This is a genomic window from Prescottella sp. R16 (assembly GCF_030656875.1).
Classification (GTDB): domain Bacteria; phylum Actinomycetota; class Actinomycetes; order Mycobacteriales; family Mycobacteriaceae; genus Prescottella.
In genome coordinates, this window is the sequence record NZ_CP130943.1 from 4,480,073 (window position 1) to 4,495,156 (window position 15,084).

At 68.3% G+C, this 15,084-nt stretch carries 14 protein-coding genes; 9 read left to right on the forward strand and 5 right to left on the reverse strand.

What is annotated here, in order from left to right; all coding sequences use genetic code 11:
* Nucleotides 1–19: 19 nt before the first annotated feature.
* Both Q5696_RS20970 and Q5696_RS20975 read right to left on the reverse strand, forming a co-directional pair.
* The gene (locus tag Q5696_RS20970; protein WP_305093164.1) at nucleotides 20–1,024 is read right to left on the reverse strand and encodes an NYN domain-containing protein; all 1,005 of its coding nucleotides are present in this window, start codon (nucleotides 1,022–1,024) and stop codon (nucleotides 20–22) included.
* 36 nt (nucleotides 1,025–1,060) lie between these two features.
* Nucleotides 1,061–1,795: a glycoside hydrolase family 25 protein gene (locus Q5696_RS20975; protein WP_305093165.1), complete on the reverse strand. Its 735-nt coding sequence runs from the start codon at nucleotides 1,793–1,795 to the stop codon at nucleotides 1,061–1,063.
* 102 nt (nucleotides 1,796–1,897) lie between these two features.
* On the opposite strand from Q5696_RS20975, the gene Q5696_RS20980 reads away from it, so the two are divergent.
* Nucleotides 1,898–2,584 carry an SDR family oxidoreductase gene (locus tag Q5696_RS20980; RefSeq protein WP_305093166.1) on the forward strand — a complete coding sequence of 229 codons (687 nt, stop codon included), beginning with the start codon at nucleotides 1,898–1,900 and terminating at the stop codon, nucleotides 2,582–2,584.
* A 13-nt stretch (nucleotides 2,585–2,597) separates the two neighbouring features.
* Here Q5696_RS20980 and Q5696_RS20985 read toward each other — a convergent pair whose 3' ends face one another.
* Entirely contained in the window at nucleotides 2,598–2,969 is a 372-nt protein-coding gene (locus Q5696_RS20985) for a nuclear transport factor 2 family protein (RefSeq protein ID WP_305093167.1), read from the reverse strand.
* 202 nt (nucleotides 2,970–3,171) lie between these two features.
* Here Q5696_RS20985 and Q5696_RS20990 point away from each other — a divergent pair, with 202 nt between their 5' ends.
* The 5 genes from Q5696_RS20990 (at nucleotide 3,172) to Q5696_RS21010 (ending at nucleotide 8,638) form a co-directional block, all read left to right on the forward strand.
* Entirely contained in the window at nucleotides 3,172–4,167 is a 996-nt protein-coding gene (locus tag Q5696_RS20990) for a siderophore ABC transporter substrate-binding protein (protein ID WP_305093168.1), read from the forward strand.
* An 87-nt stretch (nucleotides 4,168–4,254) separates the two neighbouring features.
* Nucleotides 4,255–5,235: an ABC transporter permease gene (locus tag Q5696_RS20995; protein WP_305093169.1), complete on the forward strand. Its 981-nt coding sequence runs from the start codon at nucleotides 4,255–4,257 to the stop codon at nucleotides 5,233–5,235.
* Nucleotides 5,228–6,283, forward strand: coding sequence for an iron chelate uptake ABC transporter family permease subunit (locus Q5696_RS21000; RefSeq protein WP_305093170.1), 1,056 nt, complete (start codon nucleotides 5,228–5,230; stop codon nucleotides 6,281–6,283). Before Q5696_RS20995 ends, Q5696_RS21000 begins: the two co-directional genes overlap by 8 nt.
* Nucleotides 6,280–7,035, forward strand: coding sequence for an iron ABC transporter ATP-binding protein (locus Q5696_RS21005; protein WP_305093171.1), 756 nt, complete (start codon nucleotides 6,280–6,282; stop codon nucleotides 7,033–7,035). The genes Q5696_RS21000 and Q5696_RS21005 overlap by 4 nt, the downstream gene beginning before the upstream one ends.
* Before the next feature lie 91 nt (nucleotides 7,036–7,126).
* Entirely contained in the window at nucleotides 7,127–8,638 is a 1,512-nt protein-coding gene (locus Q5696_RS21010) for a lipase family protein (protein WP_305093172.1), read from the forward strand.
* A 74-nt stretch (nucleotides 8,639–8,712) separates the two neighbouring features.
* On the opposite strand, the gene leuS is transcribed toward Q5696_RS21010, so the two are convergent.
* Nucleotides 8,713–11,556 (reverse strand): leucine--tRNA ligase, encoded by a 2,844-nt coding sequence (leuS, locus tag Q5696_RS21015; protein ID WP_305093173.1) that lies wholly within the window; start codon nucleotides 11,554–11,556, stop codon nucleotides 8,713–8,715.
* Nucleotides 11,557–11,700: 144 nt separating this feature from the next.
* Here leuS and Q5696_RS21020 point away from each other — a divergent pair, with 144 nt between their 5' ends.
* Entirely contained in the window at nucleotides 11,701–12,096 is a 396-nt protein-coding gene (locus Q5696_RS21020) for an SdpI family protein (RefSeq protein ID WP_305093174.1), read from the forward strand.
* 28 nt (nucleotides 12,097–12,124) lie between these two features.
* Entirely contained in the window at nucleotides 12,125–13,105 is a 981-nt protein-coding gene (locus tag Q5696_RS21025; protein WP_305093175.1) for a DUF1648 domain-containing protein, read from the forward strand.
* Nucleotides 13,106–13,141: 36 nt separating this feature from the next.
* Here the strand turns inward: Q5696_RS21025 and Q5696_RS21030 are convergent, their stop codons facing one another.
* Nucleotides 13,142–13,984 carry a LysR family transcriptional regulator gene (locus Q5696_RS21030; protein ID WP_305093176.1) on the reverse strand — a complete coding sequence of 281 codons (843 nt, stop codon included), beginning with the start codon at nucleotides 13,982–13,984 and terminating at the stop codon, nucleotides 13,142–13,144.
* An 83-nt stretch (nucleotides 13,985–14,067) separates the two neighbouring features.
* On the opposite strand from Q5696_RS21030, the gene Q5696_RS21035 reads away from it, so the two are divergent.
* On the forward strand, nucleotides 14,068–15,054 hold the full coding sequence (locus tag Q5696_RS21035) for a bile acid:sodium symporter family protein (RefSeq protein ID WP_305093177.1): 987 nt from the start codon (nucleotides 14,068–14,070) through the stop codon (nucleotides 15,052–15,054).
* The last annotated feature ends 30 nt before the right edge of the window (nucleotides 15,055–15,084 follow it).

Here is a 15,084-nt window from a genome sequence, read left to right on the forward strand (position 1 = left end):
CATTCGGGCCGTTGAGGATTCAGCGAGCCGGGCAGTCCTCTGCGTACTTCTCCCAGAACCGGGCCCGCAACCGGTAGCGGATACGCTCGTCGAGGTCGTAGCGCTGCATCGCGTCGGACGCGTCGAGCAGCAGCGCCCGATCGATCTCACGGGGGATCGACGGGCGCGCCCGCTCGAGCTCGAGTTCGTCGTCGGCCGAAGCACTTTCACGAAACGACGCGAGCACCCGCATCACCACCTCGTCGATCGCCCGATCCTGCTCGCCGTCGTCGGCGTCGTATCCGGGCCGCACGTGGGCGGGGGACACGGACGAGGAACTGTAGGCGAGCACACTCGTCGGTGGGGGCGGCGCCGGAACGTGCGGCACCGTCACCAGATCGAGCGGTGTCGGAACCGATGTCCGGACGGCCGGCTCCTCCACGTCGGCGGGGCCGGGTTTCGGGGCCGGCGGGGTGACCGGTGCGGGTGGCGGTTTGCGGTCGACCTTCATGACCGCGGCATCGACCGCAGCGCCGTCGACGGTGTCGAGTTCGTCGGCGGCCCGGACGAGGTGCCTGCTCACCCCGTGCGGTTTGCCCTCGACGGTCGGCACCGCGAACACCACCACCTGGACGCCGTGTACCTGCGCCTCCTCGACGGCCTCGGTGAGGTCGTCGTCGCCGGAGACCAGGAAGAACACGTCGGAAGTGCCGTTGCGGGCGTGTGCGACGAGGTCGAGCCCGATCCGCAGATCGACACCCTTCTGCTCGCCGTTGACGCCGAACCGGCCCAGCCGGAGCTTGACCTTGGACAGTTCGCCGATGCGTTCCTGCTGCGCATCCGGGAGACCGTTGCGGGCCGAGTCGTACCAGTGCACCCGCAGCACCGGAAGACCCGACCGGGTCTGCGCGGTGTCCACCAGGGAACGGATCAGAGCGGCGTAGTCGACGTGGATGCCGCTGCGCAGGGACGTCCCGGTGACCCGGGTTGCGGCGGACGCGAGCAGATAGCCGGCATCGATGTACAGGGAGCAGGTCGACCGCATGCCACCACTATGGCACGCATCGGGTACCGGCCGGGGTCAGCTTCCGAAGAAGTTGCGGGCGTACATGTTCAGGTCGCCCATCGCTCCGCTGTAGACGTTGAGATCGATGTTCGCGTTCACGCCGGGGATCCGGCCACTGTCGGTGTACTGCCAGAACGCCCAGTTCTTCCAGCCGCCCGGCAGCGGTCCGGGCGCGTTGCCGCCGTTGTAGTCCGCGATCCACAGCGGATAGTTCGAGAACTCGGTGGTGTTCGCCATCGCGGTACGCCAGAAGTTGGGGTACGTGTAGATGATCGGGGTACGGCCGGTGAGCCCCTGCACGGCATTCAGATAGCGGCGGGTCCAATCGATCAGCTGCGGCGCCGACAGTCCACCGGTGCTCTCGAGATCGAGGACCGGCGGCAGCCCACCGATCTGGTTGACGGCGAGTGCGTTGGCCGCGAAGAACGCCGCCTGCGCCTCGGGGGACGCCGACGGATCCGCGTAGTGGTAGGCGCCGCGCGCCACCCCGGCGATGCGCATCGCCAGCGAATCCTGAGCGAAGTACGGGTTGGTGTAGAACAGGCCCTCCGTGGCCTTGACCATGCCGAACTCGTGCCCCGACGCCCGCACCTGGAACCAGTCGATCGGGGCCCCGTTCGGATGCTGCCAGGACGCGACGTCCACACCGCGCGGATTGGCCGCGGCCACAGCCGGTGCAGCGAAAGCCACCGTCCCGGCCAGGAGGAGAACGACGGCACGCGGCAGGGAGCGACGAAGGTTCCTCGGCATGGCCCGAGACTAAACGACTTCCCGACCGCGCGTACCGATTTCGCAGCGATGTTCATCTTCACCCGCCAGGGCCCGAACACCGGAAGGACTACCCTCGGCGGCATGTCGTCTCAGCGTCCGATCGCCCTCGTCACCGGTGGCAGCCGCGGTCTCGGTGCCGCCGTCGCCCGCGCCCTCGCCCCCACCCACCAACTGATCCTCGGTGGACGCAGCGCCGAATCCCTCGAACCGATCGTCGGGGAACTGGGGGCGGCGCCGTGGCCCGTCGACCTCACCGATCACGCCGCGGTCGCCGACGCCGTCACCGACATCGACCGTCTCGACGTGCTCGTACACAACGCCGGTGTCGCGGATCTCGGCACGGTCGCCGAGACACCGGCCGAGGTGTGGCGGCGCACGTTCGACGCCAACGTGATCGCCGTGGCCGAACTGACCCGGCTGCTGCTGCCCGCGCTGCGGGCGGCTCGCGGGCACGTCGTGCTGATCAATTCCGGTGCGGGACTGCGCGCCAACCCGGGCTGGGGTGCCTACGCCGCGAGCAAGTTCGCGCTCCGCGCGTTCGGTGACGCCCTGCGCCTCGAGGAGCCGTCGCTACGGGTCACGTCGATCCATCCGGGCCGCATCGACACCGACATGCAACGCGCGATCGTCCGTGCCGAGGGCGGCGAGTACGACGCCGCGAAGTTCCTCACCCCCGAGACGGTGGCGGCTGCGGTCCGCGGTGCCGTGCTGACACCGGCGGACGCGCACCCCACCGAGATCGTGCTGCGGCCGAATCCCCGGCCGTGACGGGACCTGCGCCTCAGGCGACCGTCATGTCCGACTGCGCCCAGTAGGCGCGGGTGCTGGTGATCTTGGCGTCGTCGTCGAAGGTCATGACGTCGATCGGCTCGATGACGTACGTCTTGTCGCCGGCCTTCGTGGTGACCCGGAAATGGAAGGCGGCGCTGTTGCCGGCGACCCGGATCGTCAGCAGTTCGGCCGTCTGATCGATCTTCTCGGTCGCGGTGAAGAACGCCCGGATCTCCTCGACGCCCCGCTTCGGCTCGGTGCCGACCGGATCCTCGACCGTTGCACCGTCGGCGAACAGTGCGGCGATCCGATCGGCGCTCTTGCTGCCCAGTGCCTCCATGTACGCGGTGACGGTCTTCTCGATGTCTGCTACGGATGCCATGTTCGTCGAAACCCCTTACCCGATGTGTTCTGTTCCGGCAGCAGGGTATTCGGCCGGACGCGGGTGCACTCCGACGAATCCCGCACGGCGGGACAGGGGGTCGAATAGTCACTTACAGGACATTAGGTTAGGCTCACCACAACCGCGGGGCGGAGCTGTCGCGCGGTAGGTTCCTGTCCGCACGAATCAAGGAATTCCGCAGATGAACGCGACCCGACTGGTCCGTAGCGTGGCCGCCGCAGCACTGGCTGCGCTCACCCTCACCGCCTGCTCCAGCACATCCGACGATGCAGCCGCCACCGGCGAGACGACCACGGTCACGGTCGAGGACAACTTCGGCGAGCAGACGGTCACCGTGCCCGCGGGGTCGGTCGTCGCCACCGACAACACCACCTTCGAGACCCTCGCCTCGTGGGGTGTTCCGCTGAAGGCCGGCGCGGTGTCGCTGATGCCCGACACGATCTCCTACAAGCAGGACTCGAGCATCGTCGACCTCGGCACCCACCGCGAACCGAACCTCGAGGCCATCGTCGCCGCCGACCCCGATCTGATCGTCAACGGCAACCGCTTCGCCCAGTTCCGTGAGGACTTCCGGAAGCTCGCCCCGGACGCCGCGATCGTCGACGTCTCCCCCCGCAAGGACCAGCCGCTGGACGCCGAACTCAAGCGCGGCACCACCGTCCTCGGTGAGGTCTTCGGCAAGCAGTCCGAGGCGCAGCAGCTCAACGACGAGTTCGATGCGGCCGTCGCGCGCGTCGAAGCCGCCTACGGGGCCGACACGTCGGTGATGGGCGTGATCGTCTCCGGCGGCAAGATCGGCTACGTCGCCCCGCACAACGGGCGCACCATCGGCCCGATGTTCGACATCTTCGGTTTCACGCCGGCACTCGACGTCCCGCAGGGTTCCACCGGCGAGAAGGGCGACGACATCTCGGTCGAGGCGATCGCACAGTCCAACCCCGGCCTGATCATCGTCATGGACCGTGACGCCGGCACCAGCGAGGCCAAGAAGGACGGCTTCACCCCGGCAGCCAAGGTGATCGAGGGCTCCGCCGCCCTGCAGAACGTGGACGCGGTCAAGAAGGGCAACGTCATCTACATGCCCGCCGACACGTACACCAACGAGAGCATCCAGACCTACACCGCGTTCTTCAACGAGCTGGCCGACCTGCTCGAGAAGAACGCCGGCAACAGCTGATCCCGCGCCTTCGTCACCCCGTGACACCGGCCCCGCACCGGATCACGGGGTGACGGAGGCTCCACCTCGGTACGGAAGTTTCATCCGATGAGTGCACCGCCCATCCCGGTCCGCGACAAAGGCCGCCTGTTCGACTGGAAACTGCTGCTCGGTTTCCTCGGCGTCGGCGTGCTGCTCGTGCTCTCGCTGTTCACCGGTGTGTTCGACATCTTCGACGGCGAGGCCGGCTGGGAGATGTTCAACATCACCCGCATCCCGCGCACCGTCGCACTCGTCCTCGCCGGTGCCGCAATGGCCATGTCCGGCCTGGTCATGCAGTTGTTGACGCAGAACCGGTTCGTCGAACCCACCACCACCGGCACCACCGAGTGGGCGGGACTCGGCCTGATGATCATGATGATCGTCGCACCGGGCGCCGGTCTCGTACCGCGGATGATCGCCGCGATCGTCGCCGCCTTCGTCGGCACCATGATCTTCTTCCTGTTCCTGCGCCGGGTCACGCTGACGTCGTCGCTGATCGTGCCGATCGTCGGCATCATGCTCGGCGCGGTCGTCGGCGCCGTCACCACCTACCTGGCACTGGCCACCGACTCGCTGCAGAGCCTCGGGATCTGGTTCGCCGGCAGCTTCACCTCGGCCATCCGCGGGCAGTACGAGGCACTGTGGATCGTGGCGATCATCGCGGTGGTCGTGTTCGTCGTCGCCGACCGGTTCACCGTCGCCGGTCTCGGCGAGGACGTCGCCACCAACGTCGGCCTCGACTACAACCGCATCATCCTGCTCGGCACCGGACTGATCGCGATCGCCACCGGCGTCGTCACCGTCGTGGTGGGCAATCTGCCCTTCCTCGGCCTGATCGTGCCGAACGTGGTGTCGATGATCCGCGGCGACGACCTGCGCAGCAATCTGCCCTGGGTGTGTCTGCTGGGCATCGCGATCGTCACCGTGTGCGATCTCGTGGGCCGCACGATCATCGCGCCGTTCGAGGTTCCGGTGTCACTGATCCTCGGTGTCGTCGGGTCGTTCGTGTTCGTCGCCATGCTGCTCCGGAGTCGTCGCAATGCTTGAGACCCAGCCGATTCCCGCCGTCGCCGACGTGCCGGTCGCCCGTCGGAGCACCGGTGCAGGCGCCTTCGCCACCACTCGGGACCGCCGCCGCTACTGGATCGTCGTGGGCGTGCTCGCAGTGCTCGCGGTGACGTTCGCGTTCGGTGTGCTGGCCTGGGACAACCCGTTGCCGGTGGGCTCGCCGGGGTTCTGGCGGATCGCCGAGATGCGCGCGACCAGCCTGGTCGTCATCGCGATCGTCGTGGTCTGTCAGGCCGTGGCCACCGTCGCATTCCAGTCGGCGACGAACAATCGCATCATCACGCCGTCGATCATGGGTTTCGAGGCGCTCTACGTCGCGATCCAGACCGCGTCGGTGTTCTTCCTCGGCGCTGCCGGGGTGGTGGCCCTGAAGGGCGTGCCGCAGTTCGCGTTGCAGATGACGATCATGATCGTGTTCGCGATGCTGCTGTACGGCTGGCTGCTGTCCGGGAAGTACGGGAACATGCAGGTGATGCTGCTGGTGGGCATCGTCCTCGGCGGCGGGCTCGGATCGGTGTCGGCGTTCATGCAGCGGCTGCTGACACCGAGCGAATTCGACATCCTCACCGCCCGCCTCTTCGGGTCGATCTCCAACGCCGAGATCGCCTACCTGCCGTTGGCACTGCCGCTGTGCATCGTCGCGTCCGGCGCGCTGTGGTGGCGGTCGCGTCGCCTGAATCTGGTGGCGATGGGCCGGGACGTCACCACCAACCTGGGTCTGGACCACCGGCGCGAGATCATGATCGTGCTGTTCCTGGTCTCGGTGCTCATGGCCGTGTCCACCGCGCTGATCGGGCCGATGACGTTCTTCGGCTTCCTCGTCGCCACGCTGGCCTACCAGTTCGCAGGCACCCACGACCACCGCTACATCTTCCCGATATCCGTGCTGACCGGTTTCGTCGTACTCACCGGCGCCTACTTCGTGCTCAAGAACGTCTTCTACGCCCAGGGCGCGGTGTCGATCATCATCGAGGCGGTCGGCGGCGCCACATTCCTCATCGTGATCCTGCGGAAGGGCAGACTGTGATCGAGATCAAGGGTGTCCGTAAGGACTACAGCAGTGCGGTGACGATCGGACCGGTCGACCTGCAGATCCCGGCAGGCGGCATCACCGCACTCGTGGGCCCCAACGGGGCGGGCAAGTCCACCCTGCTCACCATGATCGGGCGCCTGCTGGGCGCGGATGCGGGCACCATCGAGATCGGCGGCCACGACGTGGTCCGCACCCGCTCGAAGGAACTGGCGAAGGTCGTGTCGATCCTGCGGCAGGAGAACCACTTCGTCACCCGGCTGACGGTGCGTCAGCTGGTGGGTCTCGGCCGGTTCCCGCACTCGAAGGGCCGGCTCACCCGAGTCGACGAGGATGCCGTCACCCGCGCGATCGACTTCTTCGGCCTCACCGAACTGGAGGGCCGCTACCTCGACCAGCTCTCCGGCGGACAGCGTCAGCGCGCCTACGTGGCCATGGTGTTGTGCCAGGAAACCGAGTACATCCTGCTCGACGAGCCGCTCAACAACCTGGACATGAAGCATTCGGTGCAGATGATGAAGCACCTCCGCAAGGTGGCGGACGAACTCGGCCGCACCGTCGTGATCGTGCTGCACGACATCAACTTCGCCGCCCACTACGCCGACCGGATCTGCGCCATGAAGAACGGTCAGGTCGTCGAATTCGGCACGCCCGCAGAGATTCTCGTGGACGACACCCTCAGCCGTGTCTTCGACACCCCCGTCTCCTGCATGACCGGGCCGAACGGGCCGATCGCCGTCTACTACTGACCGGCGTCGCCGGCCCGTAGGTCCACCGGACACTCCCGACAATCCGGTGAAGCGGCACGAGCGGGATTACCCGGCTGTTACCGTCCCGCGCATGCCGAACCAGCGTGGGGGATTCCGGGGACGTGTACTTGTCACCGCACTCGCGGTGAGTGTCGTGGTCGGGGGCGGGTCCGCCGGCACCGCCGCCGCCCAGTCGAGCGGCAGCGCCCTGCCCGACACGAGCATCGGCGGAGTGGGATCGACGGGCAGCGCGGCCGGGCAGGGGTTCATCGGCCCCGGATCACTGACCGACGGAACCGGTTCGGACGGAACAGGTTCCAACGGCACCACCCCGATCACCGGATCGTGGGGGACCGCATCGCTGGCCCGATCGGTGTTCGGATCGTGGATGCCCGGCCTGGTGGGCTCGGTGGTCCCGGAACCCGACCTGCCACCACCGCCGCTCGACACCCTGCACCAGGAGTCGCTGCCGTCGCCGATCGGGGAACCGTTCTTCGACGAGTATCCGCCCGGCCTGCCCGGCATGGCGAACGGCCAGGTCGTCGAGGTCCGCGACGTCACGCCCGTCGCGAAGAACCTGCTGCTCGGGCCGGTGCGTGAGGTGAAGCAGATCAAGGTCAAGACCACCGATGCGTCAGGGGCACCGTCCTTCGCGACCGCGACGCTCGTCATACCCGCCGGCGTCTGGCCGGGCCCGGGACCGCGCCCGGTCCTGGTGAACAACGTGCCGATCAACGGCCTCGGACGGGCCTGCACACCCTCCCACACCATGGCCAACGGGATCACCCCGTCGACCAACTTCATCGAATTCCTCCGGCCCGTCACGACGAAGGCCGAGGAACGCGGCTACGCCGTGCTGATCCCCGACCACGAGGGGCCCACGATGGCGTACGGCGAACCGTACGTCGCCGGGCATGCGATCCTCGACACCATCCGCGGCATGCGCAGCGTGTTCCCCGCCGAATTCGGCACCAGCAAGATCGCCATGATGGGGTACTCCGGTGGGGCGATCGCCACGCACGGCGCGGCCAAGCTGCTCGACGGGTATGCCCCGGAGTTGGCCCCCGACATCGTCGGTGCCGCGATGGGCGGGGTGCCGGCCGACTTCGAGATGCTCGGACGCACCATGAACGGCAATCTCGCGAGCGGTCTGTTCCTCGCCGCGGTGTTCGGGATCTCCCGGGAGAACCTCGAGATCCTGCCGCTGATCAACGGCCTGGGACAGCGCATCGGCATCTCGTCGATCAAGGACCAGTGCTCCACCAACCTCGCGGTCTCCGGGATCTTCGGGCTTCCCGCCGAGGCGCTCGCGAACGTCACGGACGCCCTGAATTCACCTGTCGCCCACGCCGTCTACGCCAAGATGAAGATGGCGGACCTCGTCTCCGGCACCCCGCTGTACATCTACAACGGCGGGCAGGACTTCTGGATCCCCGCCCTCGGCGCCCGCAACCTGTTCGACGAACAATGCGGCTACGGCGTACCCGCCGTGTACCGGCAGGTGCCCGGCGAGCACCTGCTCGGCGAGGCCCTGGGCAACTCCGGCGCCTTCGACTGGATCGACGCCCGACTCCGCGGGGAGCCGGCACCGTCCGAGTGCTGACCGGTCGTCCGTGAACAGCTGAAGGGTCCCTTCGTACGCTCGCAGCGTACGAAGGGACCCTTCAGCTGTTGCGGCTAGAGGACGACGTTGACCATCTTGCCGGGCACGACGATCACCTTGCGGGGATCCTTGCCGTCGAGCAGCGCAACGATCTTCTCGTCGGCGAGGGCGACCTTCTCGATGTCCTCGCGGGCCGCGTCGGCGGCGACGTTGATGCGGCTGCGGACCTTGCCGTTGACCTGGATGGGGTACTCGACGGTGTCCTCGACCAGCCATTTCTCGTCGGCGGCCGGGAACGGGCCGTGGGCGAGGGATTCGGTGTGGCCGAGCCGCGACCACAGTTCCTCGGCGAGGTGTGGGGCGACGGGGCCGAGCATGAGGACGAGCGGTTCGACCACCGAGCGCGGCGCCCCGTCGGGGTACGCCTTGGTGAGGTGGTTGGTGTACTCGATCAGCTTGGCGACGGCGGTGTTGTCGCGCAGGGCCGCGTAGTCCTCGGCGACACCGGCGATCGTCTTGTGCAGGGCCCGCAGCGTGTCCTCGGACGGCTCGGCGTCGGTGACGCGCAGGTTACCGGTCTCCTCGTCGACGACGACACGCCACGCCCGCTGCAGGAAGCGGTGCGCACCGATGACGTCCTTCGTGGCCCACGGGCGGGAGGTGTCCAGCGGGCCCATCGCCATCTCGTAGACGCGGAGGGTGTCGGCACCGAACTCGTCGCAGATTTCGTCGGGCGCAACGGAATTCTTGAGGCTCTTGCCCATCTTTCCGTACTCGCGGTGCACCTCGGCGCCCTCGAACCAGAACTTGCCGTTCTCTTCGGTGACCTCGGCCGCCGGCACGTAGACGCCGCGGTCGTCGGTGTACGCGTACGCCTGGATGTAGCCCTGGTTGAACAGGCGACGGTACGGCTCGGACGAGCTGACGTAGCCCAGGTCGAACAGCACCTTGTGCCAGAACCGCGAGTACAGCAGGTGCAGCACCGCGTGCTCGACACCGCCGACGTACAGGTCGACGCCGCCGGGATCGTTGGGGCCGTGGATGTCCGGGCGCGGACCGGTCCAGTAGGCCTCGTTCTCGGGGGCGACGAACTGTTCGCTGTTGGTGGGGTCGATGTAGCGCAGCTGGTACCACGAGCTGCCCGCCCACTGCGGCATCACGTTGGTGTCGCGGCGGTAGGTCTGCAGCCCGTCACCGAGATCGAGTTCGACGTTCACCCAGTCGGCGGCCTTCGCGAGCGGGGGAGACGGCTCGGACGAGGCGTCGTCCGGGTCGAACGACACCGGCGCGTAGTCCTCGACCTCCGGAAGTTCCACCGGCAGAGCCGATTCCGGAAGCGGATGCGCGACCCCGTCGGCGCCGTAGACGATCGGGAACGGCTCGCCCCAGTAGCGCTGACGCGCGAACAGCCAGTCGCGCAGCTTGTACTGGATGGTGCCCGTGCCGACACCGTCCGCCTCGAGCCGTGCGATGACGGCCTTCTTGGCGTCGGCGACGTCCAGGCCGTCCAGGTAGTCGGAGTTGATCAGCGGGCCGTCACCGGTGTACGCGGCCTCGGACAGGTCGGCGCCACCCTTGATGACCTCGACGATGTCGAGACCGAACGCGGTCGCGAACTCCCAGTCGCGCTGGTCGTGGGCGGGCACGGCCATGATGGCGCCGGTGCCGTAGCCGGTGAGCACGTAGTCGGCGATGAACACCGGCAGCTTCTGCCCGTTGACCGGGTTGACGGCGTACGCGCCGAGGAAGACGCCGGTCTTCTCCTTGTTCTCCTGGCGCTCGAGATCGCTCTTGGCGGAGATCGACGCCCGGTACGCCGCGACGGCCTCGGCCGGGGTGGCCGCGCCACCGGTCCAGCGGGGGTCGACACCGTCGGGCCACTGTGCCGCCACCAGCTGGTCGACCAGCTCGTGCTCGGGGGCCAGCGTGACGTAGGAGGCGCCGAACAGGGTGTCCGGGCGGGTCGTGAACACCTCGATGGCGTGGCCGTCGGCATCGAACGTGACCTGCGCGCCGTGCGAACGCCCGATCCAGTTGCGCTGCATGGACTTGACCTTCTCCGGCCAGTCCAGGTACTCGAGGTCGTCGACGAGCCGGTCGGAGTAGGCGGTGATCCGCATCATCCACTGCTGCAGGTGCTTCCGGAACACCGGGAAGTTGCCGCGCTCGGAGCGGCCGTCCGCGGTGACCTCCTCGTTGGCCAGCACGGTGCCCAGGCCGGGGCACCAGTTGACCATCGAATCCGAGTGGTAGACCAGGCGATACGAGTCCAGCACCGCGGCACGCGCGACGGCGTCCAGCGACGCCCACTCGCGGCCGTCGTCGAGGGTGCGCTCACCCGAAGCGAATTCGGCCTCGAGTTCGGAGATACGACGCGCCTTGCCGGCCTCCGTGTCGTACCAGGCGTTGTAGATCTGCAGGAAGATCCACTGCGTCCAGTGGTAGAAGTCGACGTCGGTGGTGGCGATCGAACGACGCGTGTCGTGACCCAGCCCCAGGCGGCGCAGCTGACGCTGCATGTTCGCGATGTTCGCCTCGGTGGTGGTGCGCGGATGCGTGCCCGTCTGCACCGCGTACTGCTCGGCCGGCAGACCGAACGCGTCGTAGCCGAGGGTGTGCAGCACGTTGTGGCCCTGCATGCGGTGGTAGCGGGCGTACACGTCGGTGGCGATGTAGCCGAGCGGATGCCCCACGTGCAGGCCCGAGCCCGACGGGTACGGGAACATGTCCTGCACGAACAGCTTGTCGGCGGGCACGTCGCCCTTCAGCGCACCCACCGGGTTGGGGGCGTCGAACGTGCCGCGCTCGCTCCACAGGTCCTGCCAGCGCTTCTCGATGCGGCCGGCGAGGTCCGCGGTGTAGCGGTGCTGCGGCGTCGAGTCGTCGGGGGCGGGGGTCTGCTGCACTGGCTCGGTCACGATGATCGCTATCTACTCGGACGACGGGAATTCCGTCAACCAGGGTAAAGCCTGGTCGGCCGCGACGGACACCAGGGAAGATCGGGGGAGATCGGAGAAGACCCAGGAACACACGTGCGTCGCCGCGAGGCTTATCGTGGACGCGTGGTCATTGTTGCTGTGCTCCTGTTCGTCGCCGCGCTCGGTCTCGGCGCCCTCGGTGTCGCCGGCCTGACCGGCAAGCTCTCGCGCAACCGCTGGCTGGGTATCCGCACCCCGGAGTCGCTGCGTGACGACGAGACGTTCGCGCTCGCCAACAAGGTGGCCTCCCCGAGCCTGCTCGGCGCCGCTGCGGTGCTGGTCATCGGCGGTATCGCCACGTTCGTGCTGCCCACCGTGGCCGGTGTGATCGCCACCGTCTTCGTGCTCGCCGCGGCCCTGTTCGTCGCCGCAGCCGGCGGTGCGCTCGGCTCCAAGGCCGCAGGCGCACTCCCGGACACCAGCGGCTGCGGCACGTCGTGCGGATCGTGCAGCCTGCAGGGGATGTGCGGTCCGGCCTGACCGGTCGTCTCTGCTTGAATCGGCGGGTGTGAGCACCCCCACAACCGCGCCCCGCGTCGTCGACCCGGCCGGTGTCGTCTTCGGCATCGTCCTCCCACTGCTGGCGGCCGCGTCCGGCGTCGTCGCGACGTACGCGCTACTGCCGCAGCTGCCCGAGCAGATCGCGACACAGTGGTCCGGCGGCACCCCCACCAGTTTCATGAGCCCGACCGCGAGCGCGTGGTCGGTGGCCGCGATCGTGGCGCTCGTCGGCGGCGGCTGCTGCGCGATCGCGGCGCTCGCACAGGCGCAGCTGATGATGCGCCGGCTCATGCTGCTGGTCGGGCTCGCCGTCACCGGGCTGATCGTCGCCGGCGAATTCACGATGATCCTCGGTCAACGCGGCCTCGTCGACGCATCCGACGCCACCCTGTCCGCCGAGGGCCTCGTGACCGGTCTGCTGATCGGCACCGTCGTCGGCCTGTTCGGGGCTGCGCTGCTGCGCGACCATCGGGTCCGGGTCCCCGCCACCGAGCCGCCGCCGGCGGACCTGCCGCGCGGACACGTCGAACTGCCCGTCACCGACGAGGTCGGGATGAGCGCCGGCGGTCTGGCCGCGACCGCCCTGGTCCTGGCCGCCCCCGCCGCCCTGGTGTGCTGGCTCGCGGACGCCTGGTGGCCGCTGGGCGTGTATCTGCCGGTCGTGCTGCTGGCGGTGGTGGTGCTGCAGTTCCGGCTCGTCGTCGACGCCGACGGCATCCGCGTCAAGAACCTGGCCATGCCGGCCGTCGAGTACGGCGTCGACGAACTCGAGAGCGCGAAGGTGGAGCACGTACGCCCGTTCCAGGACTTCGGCGGCTGGGGCCTCAAGATCAAGGGCCGCGGCAACTACGGCGTCGTCACCCGCACCGGCCCGGCCGTCGTCCTCACGTTCGCGAGCGGCGACCGGCTCACCGTCACCACCCCGAAGGCCGAGGAGATCGCCGGGGCCCTGAACACACTCGCCGACGCCCGCCCCGTACGGGGTTGACGAGTCGGGAGGTGCCGAGTCCCTGCCCCTCGCCACTCACGGGGCGGCGGCCCGGATCGCGTCCATGAGGGCGGCCTCCGGGCCGCTGGGGACGCTGGTCCGGCCGAGGAGCACGAACTCGACGTCCCCCGGATCGGGCAGGCTCAGACGGTCCCCGACGGGAACCAGTTCGGTCGGCAGCAGCGACTGGGCGTGCACGATGACGCCCAGCCCGGCGAGCACCGCGGCCCGAAGACCCGCCCGGCTGTTCGCCTGGCACGTGATCCGGCTGGGCAGGCGGGCCGCCTCGAGCGCGCCGAGCGCACACGCCCGCGTGATGCTCGGCGGCGGATAGGCCACCAGCGGCACCGGGGACGTCGGATCCCACCGCGAATCGGCCGTCCCGGCCCACACCAGCCGGTCCCGCCGCACCAACTCGCCGTGGGTCTCGCCGGGCCGGCGCATCACGAACGCCAGATCCAGCTCCCCGGACCGCAACTGCTCGTGCACCGTCCGGCTCAAACCCACCGTGAGCTGCAGGTCGATCAGCGGATGCGTGCGCCGGAAGTCCCGCAGGATCTGCGGCAAACCCTTCGCGACGAGGTCCTCCGCGGCCCCGAACCGCAGCCGCCCGGTGAGTGTCGAACCGGCGAAGTGCCGGCTCGCCCGCTCGTGGGCGTCGAGGATCGTGCGGGCGAACCCGACCATCGCGGTGCCGTCGGCGGTGAGTTCGACGGTGTGCGTGTCCCGGTCCAACAGCACGCGTCCGGCCGCCTTCTCGAGCCGCGCGACGTGACCGCTGACAGTGGACTGGCGCAGCCCGAGCCGGCGGGCGGCCGCCGTGAACCCGCCCGTCTGCTCGACGGTGAGGAACGTGCGCAGGAGAACCGGATCGAACACCCCACCTGCTTATCACGTTCCACGTTCACAGTTAACGCATTGAACGACTTCAACGATTACAGCGTCCCGTATACCGTTGAGCGGTGAAGTTTCTGAGCAGGTTCTACATCGACGGATTCATATTGTCGATCATCGTGGTCGCCGTCCTCGGAAGCCTGTTCCCCGTATCCGGCAGCGGCCAGACGGTCCTCGACTGGGCCACCAAGATCGCGATCGGCTTCCTGTTCCTGCTCTACGGCGCACGCCTGTCGCCGGCCGAGGCACTGCAGGGCCTCAAGCACTGGCGCCTGCACTCGGTGGTGTTCGCGGCCACGTTCGTGCTGTTCCCGCTGATCGGCCTGGCCCTGCGCATCCTGGTGCCCACCGTGATCACCGACGAGATGTACACCGGCATCCTGTACCTGTGCCTCGTGCCGTCCACGGTGCAGTCGTCGATCGCGTTCACCTCGATCGCCCGCGGCAACGTCGCCGGCGCCATCGTCAGCGCGTCGTTCTCCAACCTCGTGGGCGTGTTCGTCACCCCGCTGCTGGTGATCCTGCTGATGAACACCACCGGTGAGGCCACCGTCGACTTCACCTCGGTGATCGACATCGTCCTGCAGCTACTGCTGCCGTTCATGGTCGGCCAACTGATTCGCCCGCTCGTCATCGACTGGCTGCAGAAGTACGCGGAGCCGACCAAGCTCGTCGACCGCGGGTCGATCCTGCTCGTGGTGTTCTCGGCGTTCAGCGAATCGATGAACGAACACATCTGGAGCACCGTGACGGTGCTCGAGGTCGCCGCGGTGGTGGCGGTCTGCTGCCTGATCCTCGCGGTCGTCCTGGGGGTGACCGCGTTCGCCGGTAGGAAGCTCGGGTTCTCGCTGCCCGACCGGATCGTCATCGTCTTCTGCGGATCGAAGAAGAGCCTCGCCACGGGCCTGCCGATGGCGTCGGTGCTGTTCGCCGGTCAGCCCGTCGGTCTGATCGTGCTGCCACTGATGATCTTCCATCAGATCCAGCTGATCGTGTGCGCGGCCCTCGCCCAGCGGTACGCCAAGCGCACCGATCCCGAACCGGTCACGTCCTGACCCAACTCCTGTCGCGCACCGCGTCGCCGC